This window comes from Pseudomonas sp. B1-22, assembly GCF_050474425.1.
Taxonomy (GTDB): domain Bacteria; phylum Pseudomonadota; class Gammaproteobacteria; order Pseudomonadales; family Pseudomonadaceae; genus Pseudomonas.
The window spans coordinates 48,214-68,168 of sequence record NZ_JBCHVH010000002.1 but is presented as its reverse complement, the minus strand read 5'-3'; the positions used below and the strand labels follow the sequence as shown (position 1 = coordinate 68,168).

The window sequence follows — 19,955 nt, the reverse complement described above, 5'->3', positions numbered from 1 at the left end:
TGGCAGGCCTGATGGTTATCAGTTGTTAACGAATGCGGAGTACTAAACATGCCAAAGATGAAAACCAAGAGTGGCGCCAAGAAGCGCTTCAAAGTGACTGCTGGTGGCATCAAGCACAAGCACGCTTTCAAGAGCCACATCCTGACCAAAATGACCACCAAGCGTAAGCGTCAGCTGCGCGGCACCTCGCTGCTCGCTGCTTCCGACGTTCGCCGTGTAGAACGCTCCCTGCGTCTGCGTTGATTTCTGGTAGAGGATAGATAAATGGCTCGTGTTAAGCGTGGCGTGATTGCCCGTCGTCGTCACAAGAAGATTCTGAAGCTCGCAAAAGGCTACTACGGCGCGCGTTCGCGCGTGTTCCGCGTTGCCAAGCAGGCGGTAATCAAGGCTGGCCAATACGCCTACCGTGACCGTCGTCAGCGCAAGCGTCAGTTCCGCGCCCTGTGGATCGCCCGTATCAACGCTGGTGCTCGTCAGAACGGTCTGTCCTACAGCCGTCTGATCGCTGGCCTGAAGAAGGCGGCCATCGAGATCGACCGTAAGGTCCTGGCCGATCTGGCTGTGAACGAAAAAGCGGCGTTTACCGCGATTGTCGAGAAAGCGAAAGCCAGCCTGGCTTAAGCCCCACGACAGTTACCGGATCTCGGTCCGGACGTAACGTCACCGATAGGGGAAGAGCCTTACCGCTCTTCCCCTATTTTGTATCTGGAGTTGGTACATGGAAAACCTGGACGCGCTGGTTTCGCAGGCCCTGGATGCCGTGCGAAACACCGAAGACGTCAACGCCCTGGAGCAGATCCGGGTTCACTACCTCGGCAAGAAAGGCGAGCTGACCCAGGTCATGAAGACCCTGGGCGACCTGCCGGCCGAAGAGCGCCCCAAGGTCGGCGCGCTGATCAACGTCGCCAAGGAAAAGGTTCAGGATGTGCTGAACGCCCGCAAGGCCGAGCTGGAGGGCGCCGCCCTCGCCGCCAAGCTGGCTGCCGAGCGCATCGACGTGACCCTGCCGGGCCGTGGCCAGTCCTCCGGCGGCCTGCATCCGGTCACTCGCACCAAGGAACGCATCGAGCAGTGCTTCACCCGCATCGGCTATGAAGTGGCCGAGGGTCCGGAAGTCGAAGACGACTACCACAACTTCGAAGCGCTCAACATTCCGGGCCACCACCCGGCGCGTGCCATGCACGACACCTTCTACTTCAATGCGAACATGCTGCTGCGCACCCATACCTCGCCGGTACAGGTCCGCACCATGGAAAACCAGAAGCCACCGATTCGCATTGTCTGCCCGGGCCGCGTGTACCGCTGCGACTCCGACCTGACCCACTCGCCCATGTTCCACCAGGTCGAAGGTCTGCTGGTCGATGAAGACGTCAGCTTCGCCGACCTCAAGGGCACCATCGAGGAATTCCTCCGCGCCTTCTTCGAGAAGGAATTCTCCGTCCGCTTCCGTCCGTCCTTCTTCCCCTTCACCGAGCCTTCGGCGGAAGTCGACATCCAGTGCGTGCTCTGCAGCGGCAAGGGTTGCCGCGTCTGCAAACAGACCGGCTGGCTGGAAGTCATGGGTTGCGGCATGGTCCACCCCGACGTGCTGCGCATGTCCGGTATCGATCCCGAGAAATACCAGGGCTTCGCCTTCGGCATGGGTATCGAGCGCCTGGCCATGCTGCGCTATGGCGTGAACGACTTGCGCCTGTTCTTCGACAACGATCTGCGGTTCCTCGGCCAGTTCCGCTAGCCCGCACGACCGTCAACGCATTTAGGAGAGCAGGATGAAATTCAGTGAACAGTGGCTGCGGAGCTGGGTAAATCCGCAGGTATCCCGTGACGAGCTGGTGGCTCGTCTGTCCATGGCGGGCCTCGAGGTCGACGCCGTGATCCCGGTTGCCGGCCAGTTCAGCGGCGTGGTCGTGGGCGAAGTGCTGTCGACCGAGCAGCACCCGGACGCCGACAAGCTCCGCGTCTGCCAGGTCAGCAACGGTTCGGAGACCTTCCAGGTCGTCTGCGGCGCGCCCAACGTGCGCCCGGGCCTGAAGATCCCCTTCGCCATGATCGGCGCCGAACTGCCGGGCGACTTCAAGATCAAGAAGGCCAAGCTGCGCGGCGTTGAATCCAACGGCATGCTCTGCTCGGCCAAAGAGCTGGAAATCAGCGAAGAGAACGCCGGCCTGATGGAGCTCGCCGCGGATGCGCCGGTGGGCGCCAACATCCGCGACTACCTCGAACTGGACGACGCCTCCATCGAGATCGGCCTGACCCCGAACCGTGGCGACTGCCTATCCCTGACTGGCCTCGCTCGTGAAGTCGGCGCGCTGTACAGCGCCGAGGTCAAGCCGGTGGTGGTCAATGCCGTCGCCCCGCAGATCGACGAAGTGCGCACTGTGGAGCTGCTGGCGCCCAAGGCTTGCCCGCGCTACCTCGGTCGCGTCGTCCGTAACGTCGACCTGAGCAAGCCGACTCCCCTGTGGATGGTCGAGCGCCTGCGCCGTTCCGACATCCGCAGCATCGACGCCGCCGTCGACATCACCAACTATGTGATGATCGAACTGGGCCAGCCGATGCACGCCTTCGACCTCGATGAGATCAAGGGCGGTGTGCGCGTGCGCATGGCGGAGGAGGGCGAGAAGCTCGTCCTGCTCGACGGCCAGGAAGTCACCCTGCGTGCCGACACCCTGGTCATCGCCGACCACGAGCGCGCCCTGGCCATCGCCGGCGTGATGGGTGGCGAGCACAGCGGCGTCAGCGCCAAGACCCGCGGCCTGTTCCTCGAAAGCGCCTTCTTCGACAACATCGCCGTTGCCGGCAAGGCTCGTTCCTACGGTCTGCACACCGATGCCTCGCACCGCTTCGAGCGCGGCGTGGACTCGCAGCTGGCCCGTCGCGCCATGGAGCGCGCCACCGAACTGCTGCTGCAGATCGTCGGCGGCGAAGCTGGTCCGATCGTGGAAGCCGTCAGCGAATCCGACCTGCCGAAGGTCGCGCCGGTCACCCTGCGCGCCGAGCGCGTCACCCAGATGCTGGGCATGACGCTGGAAAACGCCGAGATCGAGCGTCTGCTCAGCGCCCTGGAATTCGACGTCCAGAAAGCCGGTGCCGATGCCTGGACCGTGGGCGTGCCGAGCCATCGCTTCGACGTCTCCATCGAAGTCGACCTGATCGAAGAGCTGGGCCGCCTATACGGCTATAACCGTCTGCCAGTTCGCTACCCGCAGGCCCGCCTGGCGCCGAACACCAAGTCCGAATCCCAGGCCGAACTGCCGGCGCTGCGCCGCCTGCTGGTCGCCCGCGACTACCAGGAAGCCATTACCTACAGCTTCATCGATCCCAAGCTGTTCCAGCTGTTCCACCCCGGTGTCGAGCCGCTGATGCTGGCCAACCCGATCTCCGCCGACATGGCCGCCATGCGCGCCTCGCTCTGGCCGGGTCTGGTGAAGTCCCTGCAGCACAACCTCAACCGCCAGCAGACCCGCGTGCGCCTGTTCGAAAGCGGCCTGCGTTTCGTTGGCCAGCTGGAAGGGCTGGTGCAGGAAAACATGCTGGCCGGCGTCGTCTGCGGTGCCCGTCAGCCGGAAGGCTGGGCCAACGGCCGCGAGAGCGTCGACTTCTTCGATGTGAAAGCCGACGTCGAAGCGCTGCTGGGTAACGCCGGCGCCATCGAAGCCTTCACCTTCTCCCCGGCGGAGCACCCGGCGCTGCACCCGGGCCAGACCGCCAAGATCGAGCGCGACGGCGTGCTGGTCGGCTACCTGGGCGCCCTGCACCCGGAACTGGCCAAGGCGCTGGACCTGGATCGCCCGGTCTATGTCTTCGAGTTGGTACTGGCCGAAGTGGCCAAGGGTCGCCTGCCGAAATTCAGCGAACTGTCGCGCTTCCCCGAAGTGCGCCGTGACCTGGCCCTGATCGTCGATCTGGATACCCCGGCCGAATTCGTCCTGGCAAATATCCGTGAAACGGCGGGGGAATGGCTGACGGACCTCAGGCTTTTTGACGTCTACCACGGTAAAGGCATTGATCCGCTTAGAAAAAGCTTGGCCGTTGGCTTGACCTGGCAGCATCCATCACGCACTCTTAATGATGACGAGGTGAACGCGACTACGCAGAATATCGTCGCCTCGCTGGAACAAAGGTTCAACGCCACGTTAAGGAAGTAGCGTATGGGGGCTCTGACGAAAGCTGAAATTGCTGAACGTCTGTACGAAGAGCTGGGCCTGAATAAGCGGGAAGCCAAGGAACTGGTGGAGCTCTTCTTCGAAGAGATCCGCCAGGCGCTGGAGCATAACGAACAGGTGAAGTTGTCGGGTTTCGGCAACTTCGACCTGCGCGACAAGCGCCAGCGTCCCGGACGCAACCCGAAGACGGGAGAGGAAATCCCGATCACAGCCCGGCGCGTCGTCACCTTTCGTCCAGGGCAGAAACTGAAGGCCAGGGTTGAGGCTTATGCTGGAACCAAGTCATAACGACGAGCTGCCCCCCATTCCGGGCAAGCGCTACTTCACCATCGGTGAGGTGAGCGATCTTTGCGCGGTGAAGCCGCACGTGCTGCGGTACTGGGAACAGGAGTTCCCGCAACTCAACCCGGTCAAGCGACGAGGCAACCGGCGCTACTACCAGCGCCAGGATGTGCTCATGATTCGCCAGATCCGCGCGCTGCTCTACGACCAGGGCTTTACCATCGGTGGCGCCCGCCAGCGCCTCACCGGCGACGAAGCACGCGAGGACGCCACCCAGTACAAGCAACTGATCCGGCAGATGATCGCTGAATTGGAAGATGTTCTGCATGTGCTGCGCAAGTAACTGAAAAAAATGAAAAAAGCACTTCTCCAAAGCAAATGCTTGGGGTATAGTGCGATCCGCTTCCGAGGGAACTTGGAAGCAACGTCGGGGCGTAGCGCAGCCTGGTAGCGCACTTGCATGGGGTGCAAGGGGTCGAGTGTTCGAATCACTCCGTCCCGACCATATTTTTCAGCGACTTAGGCCAGTTCGGAAACGACTGGCCTTTTTCGTTTCAGGGACTTTTGCGGGACTCTTCATCCTGCCTTCCTCCTCAGTATCGTCAGCACCGGCCCTCGCGAGTCGGTAGCCGATATCTTGTTGGCTTCATCGATCAGTTTTCCCAACTCTGCGGCCGAGTAGTGACTGGTGATGCTGCCGTTCTTGTGCCCCAGCAGAGCTCTCCGGTCCTCTTCCGTTACCCCGGCCGCCCGAAGCCGGCGGCCGAAAGTGTGCTTCAGGTCGTGGATACGGATCGAAGCGAATCCGGGTGGAGCAGGGCGCAGAAACTTCTCCTGGAATTTCTTTGCCGCCCGTACCCTGGCTTTCTTCCAGGCCGAGTCGTTCATCCGGTGTACTGGCATCGCCTTGCCGTTCTGGTCGGGCATCCCATAAGGGAACACCCAAACTGGGTCCAGGCCACGCTGCCCCTCGATGACGGATTTCGCCACGTTGTTCAGCGCTACCAAACGCTCGTCGCCGTTCTTAACTCCCGAACTCTCATGTCTGCCACCGAAATCCGCAGGTATGAGGAAGACGCTAGTCTTGAGCTCTGGAACCTGTATTTCCCAATCCCAGCGCAATTTCACGACTTCCTGTTCGCGCGAGCCGCTGTTCACCTTGTAAAGCGCCATGCGGCGCAAATGATCAGGCAGTTCGGCGAAGAGAATCGATTGCTCTTCCCAGGACAGCGGATAGGGCGACCGGCTGGTTTTCTTTTCCTCCAGCTTGGTGATCATCGGTACCACGTCGAGCCAGGGACGCTTCTGCTCATCACGCCATTTCCTGGCGCAGAGATTCAGGATGCGTATGACGCGTTCCAGGGCGATGTTCACTGTTCGGTAAGAAACCCCGTGTTTCACCTTGCCGTCGCTGGTCTTGCTGGGTTTCAGGCGATCCTTGATGTACGGGGCCAGCGTTTCATCATCGATGTGAGTGACAGGGGTGTCCCCGATATACGGATCCAACTGCTCCAGATAGATAGCAGTAAGTCCGATCGAGGGTTGGTCCTTGTACTCAACCAGATAACGGGTGGCTGCTTCCCTCCAGGTTCTGATCCTGCGTACACCGTAGATCTTCTGCTCGCGCAGCTTTTCTAGCTTGTGTATCAGGTATTGCTCCGCCTCCTTCCTGTCGCTTGATCCAGTGCTTTCTTGAATTCGCTGACCTCTGAAGACCTTGTCGATGTGCCAGATCCCGTTCCTTTGGTAGAGGCCGCTAATGGTTTTTTGCGCCATGGTTTTTCTCCTTGGCGCTCGCTGCGGGAATGATCATGTCCCTTGGCACCTTCCTTTTCAATGCTGGCCTGGTCGATGTAGGCGTCGGCCCAGGCGTCCAGTTCCTCTCGATCGAAGCCGATGCCCTGCACCCCTATACGGAATTCCCGGACGTAGGGGCGAACAGTCTTGTTGAACTCGGTGCGGCACATGCCGAGGTAGGCGGGTGCCGCATTGGCCCGAAGTATTCGGGGCATGCAAGAGATCAAGCGGGCAGGGCGTTGCTCGGTTGTTGCGGGCATGGCTGTCCTTCTCCTCGTTGCCCTGTTCCTCATGCAAATGCTGGCTGCTGCCTATTGGGTAAACAACGCGGTGGAGAGCGCCGGGGAGGGTTTGGTACAACAGGGACACTTGGATAATTGGTGCCATGGCGGGTTCGGGCCGACTCACCATCGGTTGGCTTGGCGGACCTGGCCATATTGGGGCTTAAGGATCGGTGTATGTTTTCTGCAGAGGTGTTCGAACAACCAAATTCAAGCCCTGGCGGGCCGGTCACTCGTGAGGAGTTGTACGCAGAGGTTTGGCAACGCCCAATGACCAAGATTGCTGAGCATCACGGCGTCTCCTCCAGTTTTATGGCGCGTGTGTGCACGCGTATGAACGTTCCGCGCCCACCGCGTGGACACTGGGCAAAACTGGAGAATGGAAAGCCGAGCCCTCAGCCGCCATTACCCGAGGCAGGCCCGGGAGATCTGCAGGTTTGGCGCCGGGGCGATGTCTTGGGGCCCATATCTCGGCCGCTTCCGAAGGCGCCGAGCCCACGTGTAGTTCATCCTGAGCAACTAAGAGTCTCGCGCACCAAGCAGCACCCAACAGTTGTCGGAGCGTACGAAATCTTTGAACAGGGACGGGTGATCGATCAGGGGTTTCTCAAACCAGGAAAGCAGCGCCTGGTTGATATCGTAGTAACCAAGCAGCAGCTCGAAACGGCCCTGAAAATTGCGAATCAGCTCTTTCTCAAACTCGAAGCCGCCGGTCATCGCGTCATGTTTGCCCCAAGTGATCGAGTGTATTCCCGGGCTCCGATAGATGAGCATGAGCATCCACCCAGGAAGCCGCGGCATCGCTATCCTGCGCTGTGGTCACCCTCCAAGCCCACGGTGATGTTCGTGGGAACGGTGGCCATCGGACTGACCCTGTTCGAAATGACCGAGGAGCTCGAAGCTCGCTATGTCGACCGTGAGTACATTCCGGTTTCCAAGATTCCAGCGCAGCAGCAGCGGCGACTGCATCCGACTCTCAACTGGACCACGCGCATGGATTTCGCCACTGGGCGCCTGTGCCTAAGGGCTTTTTGCCCCTATCCCAATGCAGATTGGAGCCACAGTTGGAAGGAGAGTAAGGGGAACCGGTTGCATAGCCAGTTGGATGACATCGTCCAGCAACTCACAAATGCGGCCCCTGTGATTGCTCGCTTGGTGGAGGAGGGCGAGGAGCGGGAACGAATTCGGCGCCAGGAATGGCAGGAGGAACTGCGACGGCTTGAGGAGAAGCAGGAACTCAGGCGACAGGTCGAGGCCCGGCAGAATGCGCGCTCAGACTTGCTTGTAGCGATTCAGCAGTGGGATGAAATCAAGCGGATACAGGCTTTCTTTCGTGATGCGGAAGCGTCTGCGTGCGAGTTGGCTGGAGAGCCTCAGCGCGTGGCAATGGAAAAGCTCGCACAGGCACGTGAACTCATCGGCGATTTGGATGCGCTGAAGGCGTTGATGAAGTGGAAGGGGCCAGAAGAGCGCTAAGATTTATGTCTATTTTTTATTCCAAGTTAATTTCTGCTAATAATTAGAATAGTTGGAATATCAGTATCGCTTGTAAGGAGAACTTGGAGAGGGTGGCTGGGATAAGTATACAACTACAGTCTTTAGGATAAGCCTCCATAGAGAGGCTTACCCATTAAAGCGATGCTTCGATTATTCGTACTCTACATATTCTGGATTCCAGCGTTGCATGCAGAATTTAACGATTTTCTTCTCGCGACTACTGATAGAAGAGATTCCCCATTCACCTTTTACTAGGAAGCTATCAAGTTCGTTCTGGGTTTTGTAAGGTGCTCTTTGGAAGTAGGTAGAATTTTTGACTTCTATTCCATTATTACCCTTGGAGGAATTTGCCGAAGATGGGTCGAAGGTTAGGTTGCCCAGTCGATGAATATGGTATTCAAGGAAGTCGTCATCCAGTTCTGGGATTATCGAATATTTTTTGACAATGCCGATTTCTTCTGGATTTTGCGAGGCAATATGCTCAATTGTTAGGGTGGTCTTTCTGGTTGAGTTTCTGAACTCCTTCTCCGACATGTCTGCACAAATCGGCTGTTCTGTCTTTCGGAGGTGGTTCTCATATTTCCAGAGAAGGTAACTCATGTCCTTTGAGTACATGTATGCGTAGAAATTTGTTGATTCAAGGTGGTCCTTGAATATCCGGTTTGAACTGTGTGATTTGATAAGTGAGGTTATTTTGTCGTAAAGCGGTGAGAATTTTCCAGTGAAGTCTCTGGCGGCAGTAAATAAGGTTGCCTGCCCTGTGTTGGAGCGGGTCTGTTGAATGGAAAATACTCTGAAGCTGTAGATTTCTAGAAGCTTGCAGAGGACCTCGAATTGTTTCTTTTTTTCTGTGTTGTCGAGTTTGTAGGCTTTTAGAAGTAGAGGGTAAAAATTTCCGAGCCTTTCTAGGCATACAAGATCTCGGAATGGCTCGAGATCAGACTGCATCATCTGCCTGAAGCTTCTAAAGCTCTCTTTAAGTTCTTTGCTGAACCGATCTATGAATTTTAGTGCCTCGTCCCGCTTTCCTTTGTTAATTAGCGGATTAATTATTTTTCGGATGAAGTTGACGGGTTGTTGGTATTCTGCCTTGTCGGTCCACTTCTCAAATGCTACGCAGTGATACTGTAGGGCTGAATCTTCGGAGAACTTATCGTCGATTTGTTCGAGTTCTCTATAGATGTCCGTGAAACGCTCCTGGATAGACGATAGATGGACGTCTACATTCTCTCCGGTAGCAAGATATGTTTTATACATGAGAAAGCTTTTAATCTTCTCCAGATTTGTAAGGCCTTTGCCTCGGTCGTTGGTGGTTTCGAAGATTAATGTGGCTTCGGCTGTGTCTTTAACTGAGTAGGTAAGGACCTTCGTGTTGGAGTCTAGTTTTGATTTCAGTTCGAGAAGTTCGTCTGTCGTTTTTTGTTTGAGCGCTTTCTCAAAGTATTGCTTTGCATTGTAGAGGCGGCGTTGTGATGGCGTCTGAATGAAGTCCAGGCCGTTTCCGTCCCCGATAATGTAGCTTTGGAAGAAGTCGTTGTCGGGAGAGATTGCTTGTAGCTTGGTGCGATTACGGCTTATTACATATGTTTCAGTCACCAAGTCTAGGCCCTTATCAACAAATTCGTCATCAGGGAGCCTGACTGCGAGTTCGCTTAGTAGTGACTTCATAAATATTATGATGGTTGTTATTCGTTGTTGGCCATCGACTACATCGATTATGTCGTAGCCTTGGTGCTTGTCGCCTCTTTCTTGGAATAAAATGGTTCCGAGAAAGTAGTCGCGTTCAAGGGATTGGTTTTCAATGTCTTCGAGGAAGTCTGGGAGTTGTCGAGACTCATCCCAGGCATACGCCCTTTGATAGTCGGGTATTTTGAATATCTTCCTTCCGTCGAAAAGTTCCTTTAGCTTTTTCTGTCCATTTTCCATCTCTAGTTCCTTGAGGACTATGTTGTGGGCAAGCAGTAACGGTAAAGTTAGGACTCCTAATCCTTCAAAAGCATCGATGATGCTCCATGCCGAATCAGTCGCTTTTCAAGCGTTTGTCAGGGGCTGCTTTTGGTAAAGAAGATTGCTCATGCGGAGCATTATGTTGGGCGACTGGTTTTCTGAGTTTGGATACTGACCAAGCAAAGCACACAATGCCGAAGCCAAAGAGCAGATAGGCATCGGGGATTCTCTTTAGTATCGACCCGATTATACCAAGCACGACGAAGCCTAGCGCGGGGGCCGGGTGTCTTATTAGGCAGTAGAGGAAAACTAGTGCGACGGCAAACAGTAGTACCTGAACAGCTTTGGTCAACGCAGCAATTACAAGAAGCGCGGCAATGCCCGTTATTAGAGACCCACGTGAATATCTCGAAGAGCGACGTCTTCTTGACATGGTTTTTATCCTGGAAATGGAAGTTCTGAGATAGTGGGCATCAATCACCGGCCTGCAAACATCTGTTCCGTCGGCATCGCAAATCCTAATCGATGATAGCGAAAGGCCTGCAGGACTGCAGCAAGCAGTTGATTGAGTGCGGGAAAGCCCAACGTCGCTGATGTCCGCTTTAACCCCGGTCACGCGGTATCGCCATTCCGAACTCAACTCTGGCCTCCCCTTGGCCAGCGCATAGCTCAACGCTGCACTCCCTCTCTGAACTCTTCCCCATTCTGCCTTTGCCGCCCGCAATGCACTCGATCGGTGGGCGTAGGTATGTCGCAGAATCTTGGCGTTCTTCGTCGCCCACGATCGCCTCCATCCGTTCCGACCCCTCCACGTAGTAGTACGCCTTCACACCGCGATAGGCGTCCCGATCTGTCTGCAGGAAGCGATGCTGGTCGCCTTCGGCGCGGGTGTTCGTGTACTCACCCAGCGGCAAGAAGGACGGTATCCAGTTCATTCCGGTGAGCGAGGTGGCGGCCAAGGATGAGTTCGGTTCGATCAAGAACATCAGCCGCGACGACATGCTCGCGGCGCTGCGCATTCCGCCGCAGCTGATGGGGGTGTGCCGGTGAACGCGGGTAAGCGAATGGGCATTACTCCTGAACAACCTGGGCCTTGAACGGTTTGGGGTAAGAGCTTCGTTGGCGCATGGAGATCCCGGCGATAAGGGCTATCGCGTCCGCTTAAAAATACGCGGACACCATCGCCCTTAATGCTGGAGTGCGGAAGGTGACTTGGCTGGACGCTTACGAACGCGGGTGGCTTTGGACCGATCAAGGACGCGGCGGAGGTGTGGACGGCGAACGAACTGGAGTCGGTTCAGGCGCGGCTCCAGCAGGTGAATGAGTGGGTGGGGGAGGAGGTGGTGAGGTTTGGGGGACCAGCCCCAGGATGAGACGGTCCCTCCTCAATTTTTTGCCAACTACCTAATCGGGAGTTCCCACTTGGGGTCAAGGTCCTCTTGCTTAGAGCTGAAATGCTCCACAGCAGCTTTTACCCCTACGATTGCCCCGTAGCCTGCGACTGCCGCGGCGACAGGGATGGCTGCGGCAACGGTAATGCCTGCTGCCATGCCTCCACCGACCAAAGCGCCAAGCGCGGCAAGACCAGACGTAACACCCGCTGCGGACAGACCCGCTACGCCCAGGCTGCTGACAACTGCAGTTACCGAGCCTAAGCCGAGAACACCACCACCAACTGCGCCGATGCCTTCGGAGATCTTCTCCTTCTCCGCATCGGAAAGCTTTGCGTAGCGCTCATAGCCGAGGGCAAGCAGGATGCCCCCTTGCTTGATCATTTCATCCGTAGGGTAGGATTTTGCGGTGGTTAAACGCTCCATCGTTTTGTTGGAGCAACCAATAGCCTTTGCAATCTTATCCAGGGAGACATTCTGGGATTTAGCGGCCTGATAAATCGTCGCTCCAAAATTGGCGCGGCTGAGCTCTTCCATGGCAAACCTTTATGTCGAGGGGGGAGGGAACAGGTCGGAATATAGCTGCATGTCATTGTGCTATCAATGCATGCAGGGCGCTTCTAGGCCGGCCTAAGCCGGCCGATTCATCCACAAACCTGAACTGTGTATAGGGGATTGGTGGTGGGCAGAGCGGGAGGTATCCCCCCGCTACTGGCACCGCGCCCAATCAGCAAAGGCAGCGGCAGGGTGGCATCGAGCAGGTATCGCAAGGCGAGCCTCGGTGCTGATCGCCGCACCATTCGCAGGAGTACCAGTTCAGTTTGCCTTTGCTTACCACACGGCCTTTGATAGCAAGAATTTTCATTTCAAGCTCCTGTCAGGATTTCGTCTTTCAGTGGTGCATGGATGTTCAGGCTTTCGATGCTGATCGTGTTGTTGAGCACAGTGAAGCCGACAACTCTTTGCTGTTTAACAGCATTCAGGTGTGGGAAGTCCTTGAATCTGTCCCTGCTGACGATGTAGGTCAGAGTGTCAAATTGAGCTGCGTTGAGGATGGTCTCATCGGCAGCAACCTTGCTTTTCATTACGTGCACCTCTGCACCAGGGAAAAGAGCTTGGAGCTGGGCAGCGGTAGTCTTTAGCTTGGTGCGAATGCCGGGGTCAAAGATCAAGGTAACCCTGAACTTCTTGAGCATCAGTGGAACCACGGCTAAAAGGCCTCGCAGCCCAATGAACTCACCATCCTGGGTGTTGCAGAGGTTGTTCCCATCGAGAACGAGAGCCTTGATTTCGGCGGACGCCCTGGAAACGGCAAGCTCAATGGCTCTTTTGAGCTTTTCGATATTGGCTTCTACGCCACGCAGTTCACCCTTTGATTGGCTGATCACCACTCCCGGCTTTCCGTTACCCAAAGCAGTCTCGCACTTTCTGTGAATTTCCATTCGCTCGTAGCTGTTGGCAGCTCTTGCCAGAGCGCTTTCGAAGCCCTCAGCGGTGCGAATGACAGACAGCAGATTGCTGCGTCTAGCTTCGAGTTCACGAAGACTGCTTACTTGCGCGCCGATGAGGTCGTTGATTTCAGCTTCCTTGGCCCTTAATGGCCCGAGTTGCTCCTCTAAGACGTTTAATTCGATCCCGTTGGTATTCAGCCTGGCCTGCAGTAAGAGGATGTCCGTGCTCAGGTGTTGGCTGATGTTGAAATCCAGGACAGAAGCACTTTCGGTGAGGTTGTGAATCCGGCCCTTCCTTGCATCTACCTTGCTGGATATGCGGCTTAGCTTGGTGGCGCATGCTGCAAGAACCTGCTTCGCGACGGCCCGCTGGGAGGAAAACCAGTATCGAGGATCGAAGCCGGCCTGAGCCTGAGTTTTAGCGGCTTCGTGGTCTGCTTTTGCCTGGTCAAGATCCTTGAGATCGATCAGTAAGCCGATCTCCTCAGTTTGCAGGTTGCTTTGAGTCTCCCGCAGGAGCTGACGTTGTTCCTCCAGGTCAAACTCTTCAAAAGCCTTCAACTGCTCATCGAGCTTCAGTTGGTCAGCTTGAAGGTTACGGATTCGTGAGCTGAGTTCCGAGACCTGAAATGCATAAGGGTTGTACGACATGGCGACATCCTCGTTATCTGTCGTCTTTGAGCCAAGATTGCTGGCGCTGCAGGTAGCGGGAAACTAATGACTGCTGGCCTTGGCTTGTTTCATGGCGGCGGCATGCATGTGCTTTCCGTACCACTGGAATGCAATGGTGGTGGCGATCCCAGCGGCAAAGGCAATTCCGTTTGCTGCGAGGTACTGGAGAGGCGATAAGTTGATGCCAAACATGGGTGTGTCTCCTTAGGACTCACAGATTGCGTTCAGCAATTTGGGCTTCTCAGCCTGAGGTTGCCCGCACTCACTGCAGAATTTTGCTGCAACAGGGAGCTGGGCACCGCATTTGATGCAGGGGTTCTGCAGGGTTTTGCGTCGCATGTAGGCGATCTGGATGACACACGGAACCGTTACGCGATAGGCCGGGCTAGAGAGGTCGTATGCAGTCCAGATAGCAGCAAGGGCCCACCCAATAGGGCCGGCCAGCGCTGCGGCGGTGTTGGGTGCGAAAGCAGCTGCGCCGTAGGCCAGGCCTCGCCCGATCACGGAGCTTGCAGTGGCATTCGCGATGTATGCGGACATTTGCAAAATGCCAGTCGATGAAACCAGGGCAAGAAGGCCTGCAATTGCCGCGGGGCCGGAGCCTGGGATGTAGGTTTGGCCGACTGAGTCAAAGAAGGTTGCGCGCTCGGCCTCGGTCATTTTTTCGAGGGACTTTTCCATGACCTTGGAAATTATGGCGGCTTCAATCGTAAGGCAGTCGTGCTGGGCGTTATGAGGGGCTTTGACCCGCTTGGCGACATCGCTCGCGATTTCCTTGTAGGAAATGCCATCCCCGCCGCGGAGGAAGTTCGCCAGGGAGTTGCCGCCAAAGCGGCGGAGCTCCTCGACAATGAGAGCGCGGCATTCTGGATCAACCTTATCGCTGTTCTTGGCAGAGGTCAGTTTGGAACACACCTCGGACGAAAGAGAGATGCGCCCGTTGCCACTGTCGGTGATGAGGTCGATAAGGATGCCCAGATCGTCAGCCTCGGCATTGGTCAGCAAGTCAGCTAGGTCGTTGTCTTTGATGAGTTGCATGATCAGTTCCCAGTGGGTTCTACAGGGTTGTAAGGCGTGATTGTGTTGACGTAGGAGGCTGCAAATGCGGCTAGCAGTACCTTGGTAGTCCGATCACTCACGTTGTTGTCGATCAGGGCATTGAACACACTGCAGTTACGCTGGCGCCATTCATTGCGGGCGACCAATCGAGCAAGTTCGGATTTGTTCTCAACTCCGCCGAAAGGGGGGCGGTCAGGATGGATGCCGCATTTGGAGAGGATTTTTTCAAGGAGGTTGGCAGGAGCGTATCCGTCAATGCCCACCAACTCTTCAGCGGCGGCGAGTGGGTCACGTATACCGTTGATTGCCAGGATGATCGTGCTCCACTCAGCGGTCCCCATGAGCAGGAAAGGAACTGGAAGGTCGAGAGCCTTTGCCAAGTTGCTCAGGGTGCGGAGATCCGGATTAGGTGCAGAGCCTGGGGTTGGGCTTTTCAGCGCCCTTATGGTGCTTCGAGCAATGTTCGATCTTCGGTGAATCTCGGTCGTGCGCAGAGGACTTGTCTTGCCATCCAGCCGAACGGGGCCGGCGACTTTCAAGATGGCATTCAGGTTTTGAGTCAGCTGGTGGGCGACAGTCTGCGTTGAGTTGAACTGGGGGGCATCTTGCATTGTTGCGCTCCGTTGAATCACTGAGCGCAGGTTACAAGGACGGAGTTGAATAGAGAATGCAAAAGTGGAGTGTATAAGCTCCGCTTTTTTTATTTATGGAGCGTATGCGATCCATATTTTAAGTTTTATTGTCATTGCGATCGTGCGGATGGGGCACGCTGTGCTTTGCACGAGAGTCTGAGGATAGGGCGCAATAACACTTCTTGGCCGGTTTCTACCGATTTTCTCCGGCTGCTAGGGATTGGAAGCGGCCGCGCTATGTCATGTCGGACGGCTGGATTTAGCTGTTGGCGTGCGTCGTCCTCCGTCCGCCACGCCTCCGCGCTAGAGAGGATGATTTTTCTGCGTTTCTTCGGTGGCCCGGAAAGCAGACTGGCTGCTGGACGCACGTTGGTGATGCGAATTGGCCCTGCCTTTCTGCTGCTGCCGGTCTACCTGGAGCGGTCGCATGGCCCAATGGAAAGGGGGGCGTTCGCGTGGAGAGGTGCTTTTGTTAGGAGGGTCGCTGGGGGCATAGGGCGCGGACGGTACAACTCGACTTCAGGTTCACGTTTTTGGTACGGAGTGAGGTGCAGGTTTATCTCGCTCATAGCCAACAAAAAAGCCGCCTCAGAGCGGCGGCTTTCGGTGAAGCGACGATCACTTCAGGCTGTTTCCTGGCTTTCCCTGATGCTTTTCGCTTCTTCGAGTACCTTACGCTGGCTTTCGATGGCGCGCGCAGAAGCTGCACCATAAGCAGCGCGCTTCGCAGCATCAGAATTGCTTCTAAAAAAGCTCGACAGGGGGCTTGGGCTGCCTGCAAAAGCTCTTTTCATCGGTTAGGCCTCGGTTAAAATTCGATCAAGCTCGACGGCAGAGTATCCAAAGGTGACGAGAGCGTCAATTTTGCCGGGATCGACGTTCAGTTCGACAGCTTGGTTGCTGCCGTCTGTGTCTTTGACGATGAGGTCAACCTTCAGCTGCAGGCGAAAACTGCGTTTCAACTCCTTGACAACCTCCTTTGCTGCGAAAAGCTGCCTGATGAACTCGGCCTTCGGGATATTCCTTCCTTCAGTCAGTTCTCGAGCTTTCACGAACTCCCAGGCGAGCAAAGGATCTTGATAGACATACACGACAGTGATGTCCCTGTTGCGTCTCAAGGAGCGCTCAACATTTCGGCGAGCTACCTGCGCGTTGGCGAGCGTGCCATCCAGTAGAAATGATTGGCGCTGCTCAAGTACCAGATCGTGCAATCGCTCGACGATGCTGTTCACTGCGCGCTGAAAAAGCCTCGAGTTGCTGCCGGTGTAATCGGGGAAGTATATCCGCAGGTCGTCTGGATCAATTCGAAGGGCCTTTGCGCCGAAGTCTTCGAATCCCGCGATTAGCGCCTTGGACACCTCTGTCTTGCCAGCACCAGGGGAGCCTGCCATAAAAACCGAGACAGGTGTGTCCTCTCCCGGATACATCTTGACGTCCGCTAGCTCCCTGGCAATCCGCGTTCTGTTGGCTTTCGCGAATGCAATTGCTCTCTGTTCAATCTCTGATTCATCTTGCGTCATGGAACCGTTGCTATGGCGGCGGTATTGGTGGAGAAGCCTAACAGCGAAGAACAGGCATGTCCTCAGCCTGTGACGGCTCTCCTGAACACCCGATCCCTTGCCATGAACGCCTCGAGCATGTGCGGGATAAGCGTCAGGGCATCGACCTCTTCGCCATAGGCTTGCGAGTGCAGCGCCGCGTAGCGCTCCAGGTCGGCCTTCAGGCCAGCCGGGCAGGTGAAGGTCAGCTTCAGGTTCTCGGTTTTCGGCAAGGGGCCGAGGCGCAGCTTGTTCGTGCTCATTGCGGGTTCCTCTGCTGGATGAACAAGGGTTGGTAGGGGCGCAGCACCAGATCGCGGTTGACGATCACGCGCAGGGGCAGGCCGGGACGCTGGGTCAGCGTGGGCTGGATATCGAGATTGCGGCGGGTGACCTCCTGGCCCACCTGGTTCACCGTGTCCTGCAGGCTGTCGCGGCCGGCAATGATGATCCGGTCACCATCGGTTCGGTTCTCCGGTGCCGCCAGCTCGGCGCCGATGCCCAGCAAACTGGTCATGGCCGCGCCGGCGACGATCCGGTCCCAGTGCCAGTCGACGCCATCCTCCAGGCCGGAATAGCCAGCGGTGTCGCTGCCCACCAGATTGTCGAGCTGGAAGGACGAGGTGTCCGGCAGGATCACCCGCTGCCACACCACTTCCACGCGACTCTGCCCATAGCTCACCTGGCTGTTGTAGCGGCCGAGCAGGCGCGAGCCTTGGGGAATCAGCACATGCTGACCGGTGGCGCTGTCATAGACCGGCTCGGTCACCGTGGCGATGACATCGCCTGGCAGGTCCGACTTGATTCCGGTCACCAAGGCCGCCGCCATGACGGTGCCGGCCACCACCTGATAGGGTGAGTCGGGCATTTGCAGAAATCCGGAATTACGGATCTGTGCATTTGCGGATTTACTGAGAAACGCCTCGTTCTGCTGCTGCGGGCTTTGTGTCGCTGCGGTGTCGCTGGGTATTGCAGCGGTCGATGCAGGAGTGGCTGCCATGGGATCGAATCCCGCATGCCCTGCCAGGCTCGGACTTGGGCCTTCAGCACTCGGCTTCCTTCCACTGCCAGAGCGGAAAAACACCGAGGACAGCGCCGCTTCCTCGGCCTCCTTGAGCCTGGCAAGGCGCTCAGCCTCGGCTGGGGCGGGCCCGGCATGGCGGTAGTCGTAACCCTGTGCCTGCTCGGCCCTGAGGATGGGGCCACCCAGGTCGCCGGGCAGCGGCGGTCCCAGTTGTGGCACCTCAGGCGCCGCGGGAGGGGGCAACTGCGCGTAGTCCGCCGGTAGTTGCTCCAGCCCCTCGGAGCGGGTCACGCGGTCGACGTTGTACAGCTCACTTTGCTCCGTGCCCTGACGACGCTGCTGGGGCTGCAACGACCACAGCATGGCGCCGAGGACGGCGCTGGCCAGTCCTCCGGCGAGCACGGCCAGCATGCGTGGATTGAGGCGGGTGACAGGGCGAGGCCGCGCGCGCAACTCGAGAGATTCCGGTGCGACCTTAGGCGGCAGCGGCGCTGCGCCCTGGATATCGTCCGTGGTACTCATGATTAGGGCCTCCGTGCCACGCCATCGGTACGCTCGATCCGCACCACGTCGCCCTTGTCCGCGCCCAAGCGCAGTTCGGCCGCGCCGAACAGCCGATCCACGATGTAGTAGGGCGAGCGGAAGCGGTAGTTCACCAGTTGTCCGTCGCCTTCCGGACCGATCACGAACAGCGGCGGCAACTCGCCCTGGGCGATGCCGGCCGGGAACTGGATATACACCTTTTTGCCGTCGTCGAAGGCGCGCAGGGGTTTCCAGGGCGGGTTGCTGCCACTGACGGCATAACGAAAACGCAGCTGCTCCAAGGTGAGGCCGGCATCGACCGGTACCGCCGCCTTCGCGGCCGTAGCACGGCGTTGCAGGGCAAGCATGCGGTCCTTGGGGTAGTCCCAGGACACCGAGGCCATCCAGGCGTGCTCGGTGGCGGTCAGTTCGATCAAGTAGGTGCGCCGCGTGGTGGTGATGACCAGGTTGGTCTTGAGGTCGACCCGCGTTGGCTTGACCAGCACGCTGACCCGCAGCTCCTCACCACTGCCGCTGGAGGTGTCACCGACGATCCAGCGCACCGTGTCGCCCGCCGCCACGGTGACCAGTTCCTCGCCCGCCTGCAGGTTGATCGCCGTTACCCGGCCCGGGCTGGTGTACACCTGATACAGGGCACCGTCGGAGTATGGCCAGACCTGGATGGCGTTGATGTAGCCCTCCCGGGTGGGGGCGACCCGGGCGTCGCGGTTGGCGCGCGAGACGCGTACGCGCTCATCGATTGGCTCCTCGACCGGCTTGCCAGCTTGGGCGTTCGGCAGCGGCTTGAGCTGCGCCGGCAGGGCCAGCGGCTTCGGCATTTCCACCATCTCGATGGGCATGGGGGGCTCCGGCAGGCGCTGCGCCTCCACCGGTTCGTCCAGGGCAATCACCGGTGGCGCGTCCTGACTGGCGCAGCCGGCCAACATGGCCAGGAGCAAAGGGCAGGCGGAGAATTGCAGGGAGGGTTTCATGGCTTTTGGGTTCCTTCCGTAGTGTCCAGTTCACGGCTCCACGACAGGCCGTTGACGTAGATGCCCAGCGGGTTGCGGCGCAGCTTCTCTTCGGTGTGCGGCGGCTGCAGCACCACCGAGACCACCGCCGTCCAACGCTCCAGCCCGGCGGCCGCGCCGTTGACGTAGCGGCGCTCGTTCCAGCGCACCTGGAACGAGCTGTCACTGGCGCGCACCACGCTGGTTACCTCCACCGTCACCGACTCCTTGCCGACCCGCGTGAAGGGATCGTTGGCGCGGGCGTAATCGTTGAGCGTGGCGGCGCCGCGGTCGGTGGTGGAGTGGTAGGCCTCCAGCCAGTTCTGCCGCACCACCACCGGGTCGATGGACAAGGCACGCACCTGCACGATGAAGCGCGCCAGGTGATGGGCGATCTGTGCATCCTGGGGGTGGTAGGGGCTGGCGGCTTCGCCCACCGCGCGGACCTGGCCGGCGTTGTCGACCTCGACCACATAGGGCGTGACCAGCGACTGCGCCGAGCGCCAGACCAGGCCGCCGGCCATCAGCAGGGCTAGGCTCAGGCAACCGAACGACATCAGCCGCCAGTTGCGCGCCTGAGCCAGGCTGCTGCCCATGCGCCGGTCCCAGACCTGCGCCGCGGCTTGGTAGGGCGTGGCCGGTTGCGGGGTGTCGCTGTAGCGCACCCGGGGACGTTTGAATCGCAT

The 19,955-nt window shown here is 57.9% G+C and carries 20 protein-coding genes, 1 tRNA gene and 1 pseudogene; 9 read left to right on the top strand and 13 right to left on the bottom strand.

Annotated features, from left to right (window positions below; translation table 11 throughout):
- The first annotated feature begins 48 nt into the window (after nt 1-48).
- From rpmI to ACQ5BL_RS06995, 7 genes are all read left to right on the top strand, one after another.
- Nucleotides 49-243 carry a 50S ribosomal protein L35 gene (gene rpmI / locus ACQ5BL_RS07025; RefSeq protein ID WP_205334978.1) on the top strand — a complete coding sequence of 65 codons (195 nt, stop codon included), beginning with the start codon at nt 49-51 and terminating at the stop codon, nt 241-243.
- Between the two features lie 21 nt (nt 244-264).
- Nucleotides 265-621: a 50S ribosomal protein L20 gene (gene rplT / locus ACQ5BL_RS07020; protein WP_003099086.1), complete on the top strand. Its 357-nt coding sequence runs from the start codon at nt 265-267 to the stop codon at nt 619-621.
- A gap of 97 nt (nt 622-718) precedes the next feature.
- Complete coding sequence (gene pheS, locus ACQ5BL_RS07015; RefSeq protein WP_024763164.1) at nt 719-1,735, top strand: phenylalanine--tRNA ligase subunit alpha; 1,017 nt, start codon at nt 719-721, stop codon at nt 1,733-1,735.
- A 34-nt stretch (nt 1,736-1,769) separates the two neighbouring features.
- Nucleotides 1,770-4,148 carry a phenylalanine--tRNA ligase subunit beta gene (gene pheT / locus ACQ5BL_RS07010; RefSeq protein ID WP_430292956.1) on the top strand — a complete coding sequence of 793 codons (2,379 nt, stop codon included), beginning with the start codon at nt 1,770-1,772 and terminating at the stop codon, nt 4,146-4,148.
- 3 nt (nt 4,149-4,151) lie between these two features.
- Complete coding sequence (gene ihfA / locus ACQ5BL_RS07005) at nt 4,152-4,454, top strand: integration host factor subunit alpha (protein ID WP_003090661.1); 303 nt, start codon at nt 4,152-4,154, stop codon at nt 4,452-4,454.
- Nucleotides 4,435-4,791 (top strand): MerR family transcriptional regulator, encoded by a 357-nt coding sequence (locus ACQ5BL_RS07000; protein WP_015476661.1) that lies wholly within the window; start codon nt 4,435-4,437, stop codon nt 4,789-4,791. Before ihfA ends, ACQ5BL_RS07000 begins: the two co-directional genes overlap by 20 nt.
- An 85-nt stretch (nt 4,792-4,876) precedes the next feature.
- A tRNA-Pro gene (locus ACQ5BL_RS06995) sits at nt 4,877-4,953 on the top strand.
- A 71-nt stretch (nt 4,954-5,024) separates the two neighbouring features.
- Here the strand turns inward: ACQ5BL_RS06995 and ACQ5BL_RS06990 are convergent.
- Nucleotides 5,025-6,209: a tyrosine-type recombinase/integrase gene (locus ACQ5BL_RS06990; protein WP_430293131.1), complete on the bottom strand. Its 1,185-nt coding sequence runs from the start codon at nt 6,207-6,209 to the stop codon at nt 5,025-5,027.
- Nucleotides 6,095-6,505: a hypothetical protein gene (locus tag ACQ5BL_RS06985; protein WP_430292955.1), complete on the bottom strand. Its 411-nt coding sequence runs from the start codon at nt 6,503-6,505 to the stop codon at nt 6,095-6,097. The genes ACQ5BL_RS06990 and ACQ5BL_RS06985 overlap by 115 nt, the downstream gene beginning before the upstream one ends.
- A gap of 291 nt (nt 6,506-6,796) precedes the next feature.
- On the opposite strand from ACQ5BL_RS06985, the gene ACQ5BL_RS06980 reads away from it, so the two are divergent.
- Nucleotides 6,797-8,002, top strand: a complete 1,206-nt coding sequence (locus ACQ5BL_RS06980; RefSeq protein WP_430292954.1) for a hypothetical protein — start codon at nt 6,797-6,799, stop codon at nt 8,000-8,002.
- A 171-nt stretch (nt 8,003-8,173) separates the two neighbouring features.
- Here the strand turns inward: ACQ5BL_RS06980 and ACQ5BL_RS06975 are convergent, their stop codons facing one another.
- Complete coding sequence (locus tag ACQ5BL_RS06975) at nt 8,174-9,949, bottom strand: DUF262 domain-containing protein (protein WP_430292952.1); 1,776 nt, start codon at nt 9,947-9,949, stop codon at nt 8,174-8,176.
- Between the two features lie 909 nt (nt 9,950-10,858).
- On the opposite strand from ACQ5BL_RS06975, the pseudogene ACQ5BL_RS06970 reads away from it, so the two are divergent.
- Nucleotides 10,859-11,011: pseudogene (locus ACQ5BL_RS06970) on the top strand (phage portal protein); the annotation flags it as partial.
- A 359-nt stretch (nt 11,012-11,370) separates the two neighbouring features.
- Here the strand turns inward: ACQ5BL_RS06970 and ACQ5BL_RS06965 are convergent.
- The 10 genes from ACQ5BL_RS06965 to trbF all read right to left on the bottom strand — a co-directional run bounded on the left by ACQ5BL_RS06965 (nt 11,371) and on the right by trbF (nt 19,955).
- Nucleotides 11,371-11,898, bottom strand: coding sequence for a hypothetical protein (locus tag ACQ5BL_RS06965; RefSeq protein WP_430292951.1), 528 nt, complete (start codon nt 11,896-11,898; stop codon nt 11,371-11,373).
- A gap of 329 nt (nt 11,899-12,227) precedes the next feature.
- Nucleotides 12,228-13,463, bottom strand: a complete 1,236-nt coding sequence (locus ACQ5BL_RS06960) for an NYN domain-containing protein (RefSeq protein WP_430292949.1) — start codon at nt 13,461-13,463, stop codon at nt 12,228-12,230.
- 63 nt (nt 13,464-13,526) lie between these two features.
- Nucleotides 13,527-13,676 (bottom strand): hypothetical protein, encoded by a 150-nt coding sequence (locus tag ACQ5BL_RS06955; RefSeq protein ID WP_430292947.1) that lies wholly within the window; start codon nt 13,674-13,676, stop codon nt 13,527-13,529.
- A 12-nt stretch (nt 13,677-13,688) separates the two neighbouring features.
- The gene (locus tag ACQ5BL_RS06950; RefSeq protein WP_430292946.1) at nt 13,689-14,522 is read right to left on the bottom strand and encodes a hypothetical protein; all 834 of its coding nucleotides are present in this window, start codon (nt 14,520-14,522) and stop codon (nt 13,689-13,691) included.
- A gap of 2 nt (nt 14,523-14,524) precedes the next feature.
- Nucleotides 14,525-15,154, bottom strand: a complete 630-nt coding sequence (locus tag ACQ5BL_RS06945; protein WP_430292945.1) for a helix-turn-helix domain-containing protein — start codon at nt 15,152-15,154, stop codon at nt 14,525-14,527.
- Between the two features lie 818 nt (nt 15,155-15,972).
- On the bottom strand, nt 15,973-16,695 hold the full coding sequence (locus tag ACQ5BL_RS06940; protein ID WP_430292943.1) for a zeta toxin family protein: 723 nt from the start codon (nt 16,693-16,695) through the stop codon (nt 15,973-15,975).
- A gap of 62 nt (nt 16,696-16,757) precedes the next feature.
- Nucleotides 16,758-16,976, bottom strand: coding sequence for a DUF2274 domain-containing protein (locus ACQ5BL_RS06935; protein ID WP_430292942.1), 219 nt, complete (start codon nt 16,974-16,976; stop codon nt 16,758-16,760).
- Nucleotides 16,973-18,259: a TrbI/VirB10 family protein gene (locus ACQ5BL_RS06930; RefSeq protein WP_430292940.1), complete on the bottom strand. Its 1,287-nt coding sequence runs from the start codon at nt 18,257-18,259 to the stop codon at nt 16,973-16,975. Before ACQ5BL_RS06930 ends, ACQ5BL_RS06935 begins: the two co-directional genes overlap by 4 nt.
- Before the next feature lie 2 nt (nt 18,260-18,261).
- On the bottom strand, nt 18,262-19,251 hold the full coding sequence (gene trbG, locus ACQ5BL_RS06925) for a P-type conjugative transfer protein TrbG (RefSeq protein WP_430292938.1): 990 nt from the start codon (nt 19,249-19,251) through the stop codon (nt 18,262-18,264).
- Nucleotides 19,248-19,955 (bottom strand): conjugal transfer protein TrbF, encoded by a 708-nt coding sequence (gene trbF / locus ACQ5BL_RS06920; protein ID WP_430292937.1) that lies wholly within the window; start codon nt 19,953-19,955, stop codon nt 19,248-19,250. The genes trbG and trbF overlap by 4 nt, the downstream gene beginning before the upstream one ends.